Annotated in this window: 12 protein-coding genes and 1 tRNA gene; 11 read left to right on the forward strand and 2 right to left on the reverse strand. The window is 66.1% G+C overall.

What is annotated here, in order from left to right; all coding sequences use genetic code 11:
* Nucleotides 1-30: 30 nt before the first annotated feature.
* Nucleotides 31-1,521: an aldehyde dehydrogenase family protein gene (locus tag JQN66_RS03880; RefSeq protein WP_204676708.1), complete on the reverse strand. Its 1,491-nt coding sequence runs from the start codon at nucleotides 1,519-1,521 to the stop codon at nucleotides 31-33.
* Between the two features lie 120 nt (nucleotides 1,522-1,641).
* Between JQN66_RS03880 and JQN66_RS03885 the strand changes: the two genes are divergently transcribed.
* From JQN66_RS03885 to JQN66_RS03910, 6 genes are all read left to right on the forward strand, one after another.
* Nucleotides 1,642-2,340 (forward strand): MazG nucleotide pyrophosphohydrolase domain-containing protein, encoded by a 699-nt coding sequence (locus JQN66_RS03885; RefSeq protein ID WP_204676709.1) that lies wholly within the window; start codon nucleotides 1,642-1,644, stop codon nucleotides 2,338-2,340.
* 90 nt (nucleotides 2,341-2,430) lie between these two features.
* Nucleotides 2,431-3,711, forward strand: a complete 1,281-nt coding sequence (gene eno, locus JQN66_RS03890; RefSeq protein WP_204676710.1) for a phosphopyruvate hydratase — start codon at nucleotides 2,431-2,433, stop codon at nucleotides 3,709-3,711.
* A 124-nt stretch (nucleotides 3,712-3,835) separates the two neighbouring features.
* Nucleotides 3,836-4,744, forward strand: coding sequence for a septum formation initiator family protein (locus JQN66_RS18445; protein WP_239464132.1), 909 nt, complete (start codon nucleotides 3,836-3,838; stop codon nucleotides 4,742-4,744).
* A 23-nt stretch (nucleotides 4,745-4,767) separates the two neighbouring features.
* Nucleotides 4,768-5,466 carry a DUF501 domain-containing protein gene (locus JQN66_RS03900; RefSeq protein ID WP_239464133.1) on the forward strand — a complete coding sequence of 233 codons (699 nt, stop codon included), beginning with the start codon at nucleotides 4,768-4,770 and terminating at the stop codon, nucleotides 5,464-5,466.
* A complete protein-coding gene (locus tag JQN66_RS03905; protein WP_204676711.1) occupies nucleotides 5,466-6,398 on the forward strand; it encodes a Ppx/GppA phosphatase family protein in 933 nt (310 codons plus the stop codon). The genes JQN66_RS03900 and JQN66_RS03905 overlap by 1 nt, the downstream gene beginning before the upstream one ends.
* A gap of 34 nt (nucleotides 6,399-6,432) precedes the next feature.
* Nucleotides 6,433-7,938 carry a S8 family serine peptidase gene (locus JQN66_RS03910; RefSeq protein ID WP_417373749.1) on the forward strand — a complete coding sequence of 502 codons (1,506 nt, stop codon included), beginning with the start codon at nucleotides 6,433-6,435 and terminating at the stop codon, nucleotides 7,936-7,938.
* Nucleotides 7,939-7,969: 31 nt separating this feature from the next.
* On the opposite strand, the gene JQN66_RS03915 is transcribed toward JQN66_RS03910, so the two are convergent.
* The gene (locus JQN66_RS03915; protein WP_204676713.1) at nucleotides 7,970-8,305 is read right to left on the reverse strand and encodes a hypothetical protein; all 336 of its coding nucleotides are present in this window, start codon (nucleotides 8,303-8,305) and stop codon (nucleotides 7,970-7,972) included.
* A gap of 253 nt (nucleotides 8,306-8,558) precedes the next feature.
* On the opposite strand from JQN66_RS03915, the gene JQN66_RS03920 reads away from it, so the two are divergent.
* From JQN66_RS03920 to ilvA, 5 genes are all read left to right on the forward strand, one after another.
* Nucleotides 8,559-9,926 (forward strand): NAD(P)/FAD-dependent oxidoreductase, encoded by a 1,368-nt coding sequence (locus JQN66_RS03920; RefSeq protein WP_188947444.1) that lies wholly within the window; start codon nucleotides 8,559-8,561, stop codon nucleotides 9,924-9,926.
* Nucleotides 9,927-10,040: 114 nt separating this feature from the next.
* Nucleotides 10,041-10,125, forward strand: a tRNA-Leu gene (locus JQN66_RS03925).
* A gap of 237 nt (nucleotides 10,126-10,362) precedes the next feature.
* The gene (locus tag JQN66_RS03930) at nucleotides 10,363-11,181 is read left to right on the forward strand and encodes a Bax inhibitor-1/YccA family protein (protein ID WP_374189851.1); all 819 of its coding nucleotides are present in this window, start codon (nucleotides 10,363-10,365) and stop codon (nucleotides 11,179-11,181) included.
* A gap of 115 nt (nucleotides 11,182-11,296) precedes the next feature.
* Complete coding sequence (locus JQN66_RS03935) at nucleotides 11,297-12,598, forward strand: AI-2E family transporter (RefSeq protein ID WP_188947456.1); 1,302 nt, start codon at nucleotides 11,297-11,299, stop codon at nucleotides 12,596-12,598.
* Nucleotides 12,599-12,602: 4 nt separating this feature from the next.
* Nucleotides 12,603-13,874, forward strand: coding sequence for a threonine ammonia-lyase (gene ilvA / locus JQN66_RS03940; RefSeq protein ID WP_188947457.1), 1,272 nt, complete (start codon nucleotides 12,603-12,605; stop codon nucleotides 13,872-13,874).
* The last annotated feature ends 57 nt before the right edge of the window (nucleotides 13,875-13,931 follow it).

Here is a 13,931-nt window from a genome sequence, read left to right on the forward strand (position 1 = left end):
AAAATTCCGGGCAGGCTGCCTTTTTGGTGTCTAGAACGGGTACTTCTTGGGTGTGCTCTGCACACCCACCCAATGGTCGGTGGTGAATTCCTCAATGGCCCACTCGCCATTGAAACGGCCCAGGCCCGAGTTCTTCTCGCCGCCGAACATCACATGCGGCTCGTCGTTCACCGGGATGTCGTTGATGTGCGTCATCCCGGCCTTGATCCCGCGGGCGAAGCGCACGCCCTTCTCGATGTCGCGGGTGAACACCGCGCTGGACAGCCCGTACCGGGTGTCGTTGGCCAACTCGAGCGCATGCTCTTCGCTGTCCGCCTTGGCGATGCCCACGACGGGTCCGAAGATCTCCTCGCGGAACAGCTCCATCTGCGGGGTCACGTCCGCAAAGACATGCGGCGGGATGACGCGCCCCTGGATCGCCCCGGAGAGCACCTCGCGGGCTCCCTCGGTCCGGGCCCGCTCGATCTTGGCGGTGACCGAGGCCAACTGGGCGTCGTTGATGACCGGGCCGATCAGGTTCTTGCGCTCGGCGGCATCGCCGAAGCCCAGGGTGGAGACCAGCTGCGCATATTTCTGAACGAATTCCTCGTAGACCGGCTCCTGGACGATGATCCGGTTGATCGCCATGCAGATCTGGCCCTGGTGCAGGAACTTGCCCAGCGCCGCGGCCTTCACCGCTTCATCCAGGTCCGCGTTCTGAAGCACCACGAAGGGCGCGTTGCCGCCCAGTTCCAGGGCCACGCGCTTCATGTGCTCACCGGACACTGCGAGCTTTCCGACATTCTGCCCCACCTCGGTGGACCCGGTGAAGGACACCAGCGAGGGCGTCGGGTGGGCGACGAAGTAGTCGCCGATTTCCGAGCCGGAACCAACCAGCACGTTCAGTGCTCCGGCCGGTGCTCCGGCTTCCTCGAAGGCCTTGGCCAGGATCAGGGCGCCGGACAGCGGGGTGTCGGACGCGGGCTTGAGCACCACCGCGTTGCCCAGCGCCAGGGCCGGAGCCACCGAGCGGGCAGAAAGCAGCATGGGGAAGTTCCACGGGCTGATGACCGCGACCACTCCCAGCGGTTCGCGGTAGACCCGGTTTTCCTTGCCGGGGAAATTCGAAGGCATGATCTTTCCGAATACGCGCGACGGGAAGGTCGCCGCTTCGCGGATCGCGGCGATGGTGCCGCTGAGCTCGATGTTGGCCTTCAGCTGCGCGGAACCGGACTCGGCGCTGAGCAGGGCCAAGATGTCCTTGTAGTTGGCCTGGAGGTAGGCGGCGGCCTTCTCCAGCACCGCGGTGCGGGCCGCGGGAGGCATCGCCGCCCATGCGGGCTGGGCTTCGGAAGCGGCCAGGTAGGCGGCGTCCACGTCTGCGGTGGAGGCCTGGCGGATCTCGGCCAGCACCGTGTCGTCAAAGGGATTGGCAGTGGTCAGCGAGGAAGAGGACGTCCCCTCGATCCACTGGCCGTTGATGAACAACGCTGAGGGCAGCTTCTGGAGGAAGGCTGGGCGTTCGGTTTCCTGCACGGTCATGGCGACTCCTTTGGCGCGGGGGTTTCGGCTTAACGCAATGCTAGCCCGAATGTAATGCTCGTTACAGGCGCAGGAGCTCCGGCCCGTCGCGGGCCATGCTGGCGGGGATAGGATGAATGCATGCCCAGCGAGACGACTTCCATGGACCATCTGATTCAGACCGTGCGCACCCTGCGCGAGAACTGCGCATGGACCAGGGCGCTGACCCACGAGTCGTTGCGCACCTACCTGATCGAGGAATGCTACGAGGCCCTGGACGCCATCGGGGCGGCGGATGCCCCGGCGCTCAAGGAGGAACTGGGTGACGTGCTGTTCCAGATCCTGCTGCACGCGCTCATCGCCGAGGAGCAGGAAAACTTCACGCTGGAGGAGGTCGCCGCCACCCTGGACGCCAAGCTGCTGCGCCGGAATCGTCATGTTTTCGACGCCGCGGGGAGAATCCGCGAGCACGTCATCGACGACGTCGATGAAATCATCAGGGTCTGGGATGCGGCCAAGCAGGCCGAGCGCGAAGGAGCCCCGCAGGAGCGCCGCAACGCCGGGCTGCCGGCCGGCCTGCCCGCGCTCACGCTCGCGCAGAAGCTGCTGGACCGCCATACCAGGGCGGATTCCCGGGCCGCCGGGGAGCACCGGATCAGCGCCGCAGTACGCGACCACGTGGTCGATGCAGACAGCCTCGCCGCCGAGCTGATGGCGCTCACTGCACGCGCCGAAGAACTGGGACTGGACGCGGAATCGGTACTCCGCGACCGGTTGCAGCACAGCTACGGCGCGAAGCCGGACGCAACATCGTCGCCCGAATCCGGTTCAAAGCGCTAGGCTAGAGACAGGCAACGGCGCCAACGGTCACTCAGCGACCGCTGGCTGGCCAGCCCTTAGACCACCCCTTTCTACAAGGAGTCCATACTCATGGCATTGATTGACGCCATCCACGCGCGCGAAATCCTTGATTCCCGCGGCAATCCGACCGTTGAGGTCGAGGTACTGCTCACCGACGGTTCGCACGGCCGCGCCGCCGTTCCATCAGGTGCCTCCACCGGCCAGTTCGAGGCCGTAGAACGCCGCGACGGTGACAAGAGCCGCTACCTGGGCAAGGGTGTACTGGGCGCAGTCGAGTCCGTCATCGAGGAAATCGCTGACGAGCTGGAGGGCCTTGACGCTACCGACCAGCGCGCCATCGACCAGGCCATGCTTGACCTGGACGGCACCAGCAACAAGTCCAAGCTCGGCGCCAACGCCATCCTGGGCGTCTCGCTGGCAGTGGCCAATGCCGCCGCAGTGAGCGCGAACCTGCCGCTGTTCAAGTACCTGGGCGGCCCGAACGGCCACGTCCTGCCGGTTCCGCTGATGAACATCCTCAACGGCGGCTCCCACGCCGACTCCGACGTGGACATCCAGGAATTCATGATCGCCCCGCTGGGCGCCGAGTCCTTCTCCGAGGGCCTGCGCTGGGGCGTCGAGGTCTACCACAACCTCAAGGACGTCCTGAAGGAAAAGAACCTGTCCACCGGCCTGGGCGACGAGGGCGGCTTCGCACCGAACCTGCCGAGCAACCGTGCGGCACTGGAACTGATCACCGAGGCCATCAAGCGCGCCGGGTACACCCCGGGCGAGGACATCGCCCTGGCCCTGGACGTTGCCTCCTCCGAGTTCTACGAAAACGGCGCCTACCAGTTCGAAGGCGAAGCCCGTTCCGCAGAGCAGATGAGCGACTACTACGCAGCCCTGGTCGCCGACTTCCCGCTGGTCTCCATCGAGGATCCGCTGGACGAGAACGACTGGGACGGCTGGAAGACCCTGACCGACGCCATTGGCGACAAGGTGCAGCTGGTGGGCGACGACCTGTTCGTCACCAACCCGGAGCGCCTGGCCGACGGCATCGAAAAGGGCACCGCCAACTCGCTGCTGGTGAAGGTCAACCAGATCGGCACCCTGACCGAGACTCTGGACGCCATCACCATGGCCCAGCGTGCCGGCTACACCACCATCACTTCGCACCGCTCCGGCGAGACCGAAGACGTGACCATCGCAGACATCTGCGTGGCCACCAACGCAGGTCAGATCAAGACCGGTGCTCCGGCCCGCTCCGAGCGCGTGGCCAAGTACAACCAGCTGCTGCGCATCGAGGAAGACCTCGGCGCCTCGGCTGTTTACGCTGGCAAGAGCGCGTTCCCGCGTTTCAACAGCTAATCACCAGCAAAAGCGAATAAGCTCGTCGGTAGTGGATACCGGCGGGCTTTTCGTTATTTAATGGAGATATCGTGGATTTTCCGCGAATGTACCGCTTGCAGAACACCATGGGGAATGGGGGAATATGGCCCAGCGACCACCGCGCATGCCACGAAGGAACACCCCTAGCCCGGGACAGGACAAGCCGCTGGAATTCCCGGAGAACGCCAACCGCGCCTCCGCCGACCCGGCGCCGGCCCATGAGGCCGAGCCGGCCACCGACTCGCTGCATATCGTGCGGGATCCCGAATCCCCGGCATCCCAGCCCAAGGTCCGCAAGCTGCCCAGCGTCCCGCAAACCCATTCCAAGCCAGCTGCTTCCGCGGCAGGCTCCGGAAGGACCGGCGGCCCCAAACCGCCAAACTCCAAGCCCGCAGGCGGCGCAACGGCGGCGCAGGCAGGCCGCCGGGCCAAACCCGAAGAACCGGGCACCCCGGTGCCGCAGCGCGCCGCCCACGCCGAAGGCTCCAAGCGCCCGCTGCGCGAACGCGCCAAGGAAAAGCAGAACGAACGGCGCCGCGAAGACCGGGCCAAGTTCTCCATGGCAGTGCGCCGCAAGCCGGGGGAGAAGCCCGCGCCGCAGGCCCCGGTCCAGCAGGGTGAACCGGTGGCCGCCCACCGCTTCTCTGGACGCATTGCCGCGCTGATCGTGGTCTTCGCCTTCTTCGCGGTCATGCTGGTCCCCACGGTGAACTACTACCGCACCCAAATGGCCCAGATCAACGAGCTGCGCGCCTCCATCGCCGCGATGGAAGCCCAGCGCGACGAGCTGAAAGCCGAGATCGCCCGCTGGGACGACCCGCTGTACATCAAGCAGCAGGCCCGTGAACGGATAAACTTGGTGATGCCCGGTGAGAAGCTCTACATGGTTGTTGGCGAGAAGCCAGCGGACGAGAGCGCCGAATCCGGCAACGGCAGCACCTACGAGGTGCGCCAGGAACTGCCCTGGGTCGATGCGCTCATCGACTCCATTACCCGTTCCGCAACAGACTGACCGACGACGCAAAGAGACGAAACGTGACTGAACAGCCCATCCGCGAAGCCCTGGACGCCGCCGGACGAGTACCCAGCGAGCAGGACCTGGACACCCTCAGCCGCCAGCTGAACCGTCCGGTGCGGGATGTGGTGGAAATCGGTGCACGCTGCGTGTGCGGCAACCCGCTGGTCGCCACCACCGCGCCGCGGTTGTCCTCGGGCATCCCGTTCCCGACGACCTACTACCTGACCCACCCGGTGATCACCGCCGCCGTGTCCCGGCTGGAAGCCGCCGGGCTGATGAACGAGATGAACGAGCGCCTGGCCGCTGAGGCGCCGCTGGCCTCCGCCTACGCCGCGGCCCACGACTCCTACCTGGCCAACCGCGACGCCATTGGCGAGCGTTCGGGCACCGGAGCCGTGCCGGAGATCTCCGGTGTTTCGGCCGGCGGCATGCCAACGCGCGTGAAGTGCCTGCACGTCCTGGTGGGCCATGCGCTGGCCGCCGGCGAGGGCGTGAACCCGCTGGGCGACGAGGCGCTGCAGGCCATCGCCGAATGGTGGACCAAGGACAAGTGCTTCTGCGTGGGCGCCTGGGACACCGAGGGCCAGGCCCCGAGCCAGGACCGCTCGCGCCATGTGAAGACCCAGGAAAAGGTCGACCCCGCCATCAAGCGCGCCGAACGCGCCGCGAAGCGCGCGGCCCGCGAGGCCGCGCAGAACTCCGGGGAGCAGAAGTAATGCGCGTCGCCGGAATCGACTGCGGCACCAACTCCATCCGCCTGCTGATCGCCGATGTCGAGGCGGATGGCAGCGAGCTGCGCGACGTGCTGCGCACCATGCGCGTGGTGCGCCTGGGCCAGGGCGTGGACGCCACCGGCGCCTTCGCCCCCGAAGCCCTGGAACGCACCTTCGCGGCGGTCAAGGAATACAAGAAGCTGTGCGACGAGCACCAGGTCCAGGCCATCCGCTTCGCCGCCACCTCCGCCGCCCGCGACGCGTCGAACCGCGAGCTGTTCACCAGCAAGATCACCTCGATCCTCGGTGTCGCGCCGGAAATCATCAGCGGCGAGGAGGAAGCCGAGCTGTCCTTCACCGGTGCCGCCTCGGTCCGCGCCGGCAAGCCCGGGCAGGTGCTGGTCATCGACCTGGGCGGCGGCTCCACCGAGTTCGTCCTGGGCGGCGAGAACGGCCCGGTCGCGGCCAAGAGCCTGGACATGGGCTGCGTGCGCGTCACCGAGCGCTTCCACATCGACGGGCTGCGTTCGCGCCAGAGCCTGGAATTCCTCGACGCCACCCTGCAGCGCTTGGACGGCGCGGTGGATGTGAGCCAGGTGGACGCGGTCATCATGGTCGCCGGCACCTGCACCACCCTCACCGCGCAGGCGCTGGGGCTGAAGCAGTACGATTCCGCGGCCATCCACGGCGCCGAGCTGAGCTTCGCCCAGATGCGCCAGGCCACCGCCTCGATGCTCTCCTACACCCGCGAACAGCGCCAGGCGCTGGGCTTCATGCACCCGGGACGCGTGGACGTCATCCAGGCCGGAGCGGTCATCGTCGAGCGCATCCTGGACTACCTGGAACGCGCCAGCGGACACCGCGAGATGGTCCTGGTCGCCTCGGAGCACGACATCCTCGACGGCATCGCGGCTTCCGCCGCGCAGCGCGCTTAATTACACCCCAGGCAAGACAGGGCAGGAGATGACCTTGAAAGCACCAGCACGTTCCGGCCGCCCGGCCGGCGTACGCACCGCCGTTTCGGCCCTGCTCGCGTCCCTGCTGGCCTTCGCGTTCCTGCTGCCCAGCCCCGCGGCGCAGGCCGATGACATGCGCAACGCCGAATACTGGCTGAAGTCGCTGGGCATCACCGAGGCGCAGAAGGAAACCAAGGGCGAGGGCGTGAAAGTCGCCGTCATCGACACCGGCATCGACACCGGCCACCGGGACCTGAAGGGCGCCGTTGTGGGCGGCGCCGACATGTCCGGGGCCGGGGGAGCCAAAGGCGAGAAGCCCATCGGCGTCATGAGCGAGCACGGCACCCTGGTGGCGACCCTGCTGGCCGGACGCGGCAACAACCAAGGGGAAATCGACCGGGTCACCTCCGAGAACCAGCGGCTGAAGTCGGCCTGGGAACAGGCCAAGAAGACCGCCGAGGAAGAGGACAAGGACGTCCCGGAGGAACCCGAATACGAAAAGGTCCCCGCGCTGTCCGGCGGCAAGGACGGGGTGCTCGGCGTGGCGCCCAAGGCAGAGCTGCTGTCCGTGTCGCTGTGGATGGGGGACGGCAACCCCTCCGGCATCTCCGTGGAGCAGCAGATCCCCAGGGCGGTGAAGTACGCGGTGGACTCCGGCGCGAAGGTCATCAACATGTCCCTGGGCTCCACCAGCCCCGCCTGGCCCGAAAGCTGGGACGAAGCCTTCAAGTACGCCGAGGAACGCGACGTGGTCGTCGTGGCCGCAGCGGGCAACCGCTCCGGCGGCATGAACCAGGTGGGCGCGCCGGCGACCATCCCGGGCGTGCTGACCGTGGCCGGCGTCGATGAGAACGACAAGGCTTCGCAGGATTCATCCACGGAAGGCATCTCCATCGGCGTGGCCGCCCCGGCCGAGAAGCTGGTCGGCGGGCTGCCGGACAACGGCTACGCGCGCTGGTCCGGAACCTCCGGCGCCGCGCCGATCGTCGCGGGCGTGGCGGCGCTGATCCGCTCCAAGTACCCGGACATGCCGGCCGAGCAGGTCATCAACCGCATCCTGAAGACCGCCAGGGACACCGGAGCGGCCGGGGTCGACAACCTCTACGGCTACGGCATCATCGATGCGAACGCCGCGGTGAATGCGGATGTCCCGGTGGCGACCGAGAATCCGCTGGGCACCATTGCCGAATGGATCCGGGTGCACCGCCGCAATACCGATGGCGCCTCGGATGCTCCGGACCCGGGCGTCTCCAACGAGAAGTCGGACCTGAAGCAGGTGGCCGCCCCGGAACCGATCGCCCCGGACACCTCGACGCCGGTGCTGCAACCGGTGCTGGTGATCGGCGGATCGCTGATCCTGCTGCTGGTGCTGGTCATCGGCGGGGTGCAGGTCAGCGCCAGGGCAAGGAAGCAGGCGCTGTCCGCACGGGTGGCCTCGGCCAAGCTGAGCGACCTGCGGGTCGGGAAGTCCAATGAAGGCCGCGACCTGTTCGACGACATCCCCGAAGACGAGAAGTAGATGATGACCCGGTGTCCGCAAGGACACCGGGTCATTTTCCTTCGTCCGCCGGTTCCCGGGCGGCATCGACGGGCAGCACGCACGAAGCGGGTGAAGCGGGCAGGGCGCCAAACGGCGCCGCTAGTTCGCCGGTGATCTTCGGGTGCCTGGGGAGGGCGGCGATCCAGAGGACGAGCCCGACCACCATCGCGGCAACTGCCAGCCCCAGCAGCGCGAGGTCGCTTTCGGTGGCGGGGCAGCCGGCGGAACTGTCATCGATCTCCGGGCAGCTGCGCCATGGCTGGAGGAACATGACGATGCCGCCAACAGCTCCCAGCAATGCCAGCAGGGCCGCGAGGGACAGCAGGAACGGTCGGAAAGCACTCATGTCCCAACCATCGCATCCCCGGCGCGCCGTGGCCGGGGAAGAACGCCACCGTGTCCCGTCCGCGATCCTGCGGACGCGGCGCTTTCGAGCCGTGAATCCGGCGTGAAAAACATGGAAACCGCACCCTGATCAGCCGGGTGCATGGCGAATGCCCCGCACCCGGGACCGATGGGTGGCGGATACGTGATTAAACATACCCATTAAGTTAGTGAATATTTTCACTAACTCCGAAAATCCGCGTAGAATCGACAGTATGTCGATCATCGAAAGCTCCCAGAAGCGTCCTCGCATTCTCGTCGTTGGCGGTGGCTATGTTGGCCTGTACGTTGCGATGAATCTGCAGAAAAAGGTTAAGTCCCACGGCGGCATCGTCACCGTGGTCGACCCGAACCCATACATGACCTACCAGCCGTTCCTGCCGGAAGTTGCAGGCGGCCAGATTGAACCACGCCACGTTGTGGTCTCCCACCGTCAGCACCTGAAGCACTCCGAGCTGATCAACGGCCGCGTGCTGAGCATCGACCACGCCAGCAAGAAGGCAGTCATTGCTCCGGTCAACGGCGAAGAGTACGAAATTGAATACACCGATGTCGTGATGTCCGCTGGCGCGGTCACCCGCACCTTCCCGATCACCGGTCTGGCCGAGCAGGGCATCGGCCTGAAGACCATCGAAGAGGCCATCGCGTTGCGCAACAAGGTTGCCGAGCGCATCGAGTCCGCTTCGAACATGACCGATCCGGCAGAGCGCAAGCGCGCCCTGACCTTCGTGGTGGTCGGCGGCGGCTTCGCCGGCATCGAGACCATCGCCGAGCTCGAGGACATGGCCCGCCACCTGGTCAGCCTGAACGACCGCGTGCAGCAGAGCGAAGTCCGCTTCGTGCTGGTTGAGGCCATGGGCCGCATCATGCCGGAAGTCACCGCCGAACAGGCCGAATGGGTTGTCGAGCACCTGCGCAGCCGCGGTGTCGAGGTCCTGCTGAACACCTCGCTGGCCGATGCCACCGACGGCTACCTGCAGCTGATCAACATGGCCGACAAGTCCCCGGCCGACGCCTTCTACTCTGACACCCTGATCTGGTGCGCCGGCGTCATGGCCAACCCGATGGTCCGCTCCACCGATTTCCCGATCGAGCAGCGCGGCCGCATCGAGACCCGCACCGACCTGCGCATCAAGGATGCGAACGGCGATGCGCTGGATGGCGCGTGGGCAGCCGGCGACGTATCGGCAGTCAAGGACGTCACCGGCGGCCTGCCGGACGGCACCTGCGTGCCCAACGCCCAGCACGCCGTGCGCCAGGCCAAGCTGCTGGCGAAGAACCTGTATGCAGCCCGCTACGGCGTTGGCCGCATCAAGGAATACAAGCACAAGAACCTCGGCGCCGTGGCAGGCTTCGGCAAGAACAAGGGGGTTGCCAAGGTCGTGGGCATCAAGCTCAAGGGCTGGCCGGCATGGATGGCCCACCGCGGCTACCACGGCATGGCCATGCCGACCTTCGAGCGCAAGTTCCGCGTGCTCGGCGACTGGATGGTTGCCTGGTTCTTCACCCGCGACGCGCTGCAGCTGAACAACCTCGACGCGCCGCGCACCGCCTTCGAGGAAACTGCCAAGCCGAAGAAGTAGCACTTCACGGCCGATGATCGAATCACGGGTTGGGGATCGCCATGGGCGGTCCCCAACCTGTGTGCTGGGCAATTTCTTTTTTCCCGAATCGATCGCGTAGGATTTTAGAGTCCTGCCCCTATGGTGGAATTGGCATACACGGCTGACTTAAAATCAGCTGCCGCAAGGCTTGTGGGTTCGAGTCCCACTGGGGGCACCACATCTGAAAGCTCCGGACTTCCCGCAAGGGCGGCCGGAGCTTTAGTGCACTGCTGCACTGCTGTCCCTGCTGTTCACCGGCGCTACACCGGGATTTTCGCTGACGGAGTAGAAAATTCAGGTCGTCAAGAGGGGAAATCATCCCTTTGACTGAGCAGATTCACAGCATTTATCAATACTGTTAAGAGCAGTAACATTTAGCACTGCCGTGCCTACTGACCACACAACCTACGGGGGAATAATCTTGAGCGGCAACCCAATCTTTGGTTCGAAGAACCAGGCCGACGCATGGGCCACCAAGCCCGGTGCTCCGGTTGGATTCCGTGACACCGCCAATTTGAGCGCCGACCAGCTGGACAGCATGTACCAGCAGCCGGCCGCCACCAGCGCCGACATGGGTCGCATGACCATCGGCGACACCATCAACAAAACCGTGTTCACCCTCGGTCTGGTGGTGATCGGTGCCGCCATCGGCTGGGCCGTCCCGGCCCTGATGCTCCCCGGTGCGCTGGTCGGTTTCGTCCTCGGCCTGGTCAACGCCTTCAAGAAGAAGCCTTCCCCGGCGCTGATCCTCCTTTACGCGGCGGCAGAAGGCCTGTTCCTCGGCGGCCTGTCGCAGTTCCTTGACGGAATGTACCCGGGCGTTGCCATCCAGGCTGTTGTGGCGACCTTCGCAGTGGCCGGCGTAACCTTAGCCCTGTACCGCTCGGGCAAGTACCGCATGACCCCGAAGCTGAACAAGATGTTCATGGTCGCCATGATCGGCATGGTTGTCTTCTCGCTGCTGAACATGGTGCTCATGCTCACCGGCGTGGTCGACGGCATGTTCGGCCTGCGCAGCGCCGGCGGCGGCGCGCTGGGCCTGATCATCGGCGTCCTGGCGATCCTGTTGGCCACTTACTCGCTGGTTTCGGACTTCACCATGATCGAGGAGCTGTCCAAGCAGGGCGCCCCGGCCATCATGGCCTGGCGCGGTGCCTTCGGCCTGACCGTGACCCTGGTCTGGCTCTACACCGAGATTCTGCGCATTCTGGTTATCTTGCGCGGCGACGACTAGCCATATTGAATTAGATTCCAAGGACCAGTGCCCATATCGGGTACTGGTCCTTGTTTTTTGTCACAATCTCGACATGGAATCCGCCGGGGCGCAGTCCGCGCGGTAGCGTAGGGACATGAAGAGTAATCGGTTAGAGCGTCTGCGCCGTCTGCGAGGCAACCTGCCGACCCTGAAACCAGAGGCCCCCGCCGCGGTTCCGGCCGAGCAGCTGGACCTGCATACGGCCGAGGATCTGCCCTACGGGGTGCGCCTGGCCGCGAGCTGGGCCTGGCGCTTGCTGATCATTGTCGCGGCGCTGGGTGTCGTCTTCTGGATGCTGTCCAAGGTCTCGCTGCTGCTGATCTCCGTCATGGTCGCCGCGCTGCTGACCAGCCTGCTTTCGCCGGTCGTCAAGATCCTGCACGCCAAGCTCGCGGTGCCCCACGGCCTGGCCGTGGGCATTACGCTGATCGGATTTCTGGCCCTGGTCGCGGCGGGCCTGTCCGTTGCTGGCCAGCGGCTGAGCGTCGGCTTCGCCGACCTGTGGACACAGGCCCTGACCGGCATCCAGCAGATCCAGGACTGGCTGTTCAACGGCCCCCTGCAACTGACCAACGACGACCTGCAGACGGTGCTGGACGACGCGCTGACCGAGCTGCGCGGCAATGCCAGCAACATCCTCAGCGAAGCCATCAGCTGGGGCTCGGCACTGGGCCAGATCCTCACCGGCGTCCTGCTCACGCTCTTCTGCCTGATCTTCCTGCTGCTGGACGGGCGCCGTGTCGGGTTGTTCCTGATCAACCTGCTGCCGCGCCGTGCCAGGCCTGCCATGGACGGGGCGCTGACCCGGGGCTGGTCCTCGCTGGTGCGTTACGTGCGCGTGCAGATGCTGGTGGCACTGATCGATGCGCTGGGCATCGGTTTCGGCGCGTTTTTCCTGGGTGTCCCGCTGGCCCTGCCGCTGGGTGTGCTGGTTTTCATCGGCTCGTTCATCCCGGTGGTCGGCGCGCTGCTGACCGGAGCGCTGGCCGTGCTGCTGGCGCTGGTCTCCAACGGCTGGCTCAACGCCCTGATCATGCTGGCCATCGTGCTGCTGGTGCAGCAGGCCGAATCGCACATCCTGCAGCCGTTGATCATGGGCAAGGCCGTCAGCCTGCACCCGCTGGCAGTGGTGCTGTCGGTGGCCGGAGGCACCATGCTGGCTGGCATCGCCGGCGCGCTGTTCGCCGTGCCGCTGCTGGCGGTGCTGAACACCGTGGTCAAATACCTTTCGCGGCGAGGCTGGGAAGACGACCCGTTCGTCGCCGAAACCTACGGCACGGATCTGGCCGGCGCCAGAGCCCCTGCCGCCGAGCCGGAGGCTCCGGCCATCGCGACTCCTTCATCCAAATCATCACCTGCGCCGACACCCCGGCTTACCGACCATCCCGAGGACTAGAATCATGAGCACTGAAACCAAATTGCCGGTCAGCCTGGCGGATATCGAAGAAGCAGCGAAGGTCCTCAAGCCGGTCATCGCGCTGACCCCCGTGGAGCACTCCCGCGTACTGTCCCAGCACCTGGGCAGCGAGGTCTACCTCAAGTGCGAGAACATGCAGCGCGCTGGCTCCTTCAAGGTCCGCGGAGCCTACGTGCGCATGGCCAAGCTCAGCGAGGAGGAGAAGGCCCGCGGCGTTGTGGCCGCCTCGGCCGGCAACCACGCCCAGGGCGTCGCGCAGGCCGCCAGCCACCTGGGCATCAAGGCCCGCATCTACATGCCGCTGGGCGTGGCGCTGCCCAAGCTCACCGCGACCCGCGACCACGGCGCGGAGGTGGTGCTGTTCGGCGACACGGTGGACCAGGCGCTGGCCGAAGCGCAGCGCTACGCGGATGAAACCGGCGCCGTGTTCGTGCACCCCTTCGACCACCCGGACATCATCGCCGGACAGGGCACCATCGGGCTGGAGCTGCTGGAGCAGCTGCCGGAGGTGGACACCGTGCTCATGGGCGTGGGCGGCGGCGGGCTGCTGGCCGGAGTGGCCATCGCGCTGAAGGAACGCGCCCGCGAGCTGGGCCGCGAGATCCGCGTGGTGGGTGTGCAGGCGGAGAACGCCGCGGCCTACCCGCCGTCGCTGGCAGCGGACGCCCTGGTCCCGCTGGACACCGTGCACACCATCGCAGACGGCATCGCCGTGGGCAAGCCGGGCCAGCTGCCCTTCGCGATCATCAAGGAATTGGTGGACGACGTGGTCACCGTTTCCGAGGACGCACTGGCCCGCGCCCTGGTGGTGCTGCTGGAGCGCAACAAGCTGGTGGTCGAACCGGCCGGCGCGGTGGGCGTCGCGGCCCTGCTGGAGAACAAGCTGGAAGAGCACGGCATCAACCCTGGCACCACCGCGGTGATCCTCTCGGGCGGCAACATCGACCCGCTGCTGATGCTCAAGGTCATCCAGCGCGGCCTGTCCGCCGCCGGACGCTTCCTGACCATCCGGATGATGCTGCCGGACCGTCCCGGCGCCCTGGCGCAGATCTCCCGCATCATCGCCGAATCGGATGCCAACGTGACCCGGCTGGACCACACCCGCATCGGCGGCTCGCTGTCCATGGGCGACGTGGCGATCACCATCGATTTGGAAACCAAGGGGCACGAACATTCCAGGATGGTGCTGAACAACCTGCGGGCCGAAGGTTTCGACCCCCACATCACCAACACCGCCGGCGGCTCCGTCGCCTAGCCGGAACCCGAAAAACCGCTGGCCGCCCCCGAAAAGGGGCGGCCAGCGGCTTTTGGT

Source organism: Glutamicibacter protophormiae, assembly GCF_016894325.1.
In the GTDB taxonomy this organism is placed as follows: Bacteria; Actinomycetota; Actinomycetes; order Actinomycetales; family Micrococcaceae; genus Glutamicibacter; species Glutamicibacter protophormiae.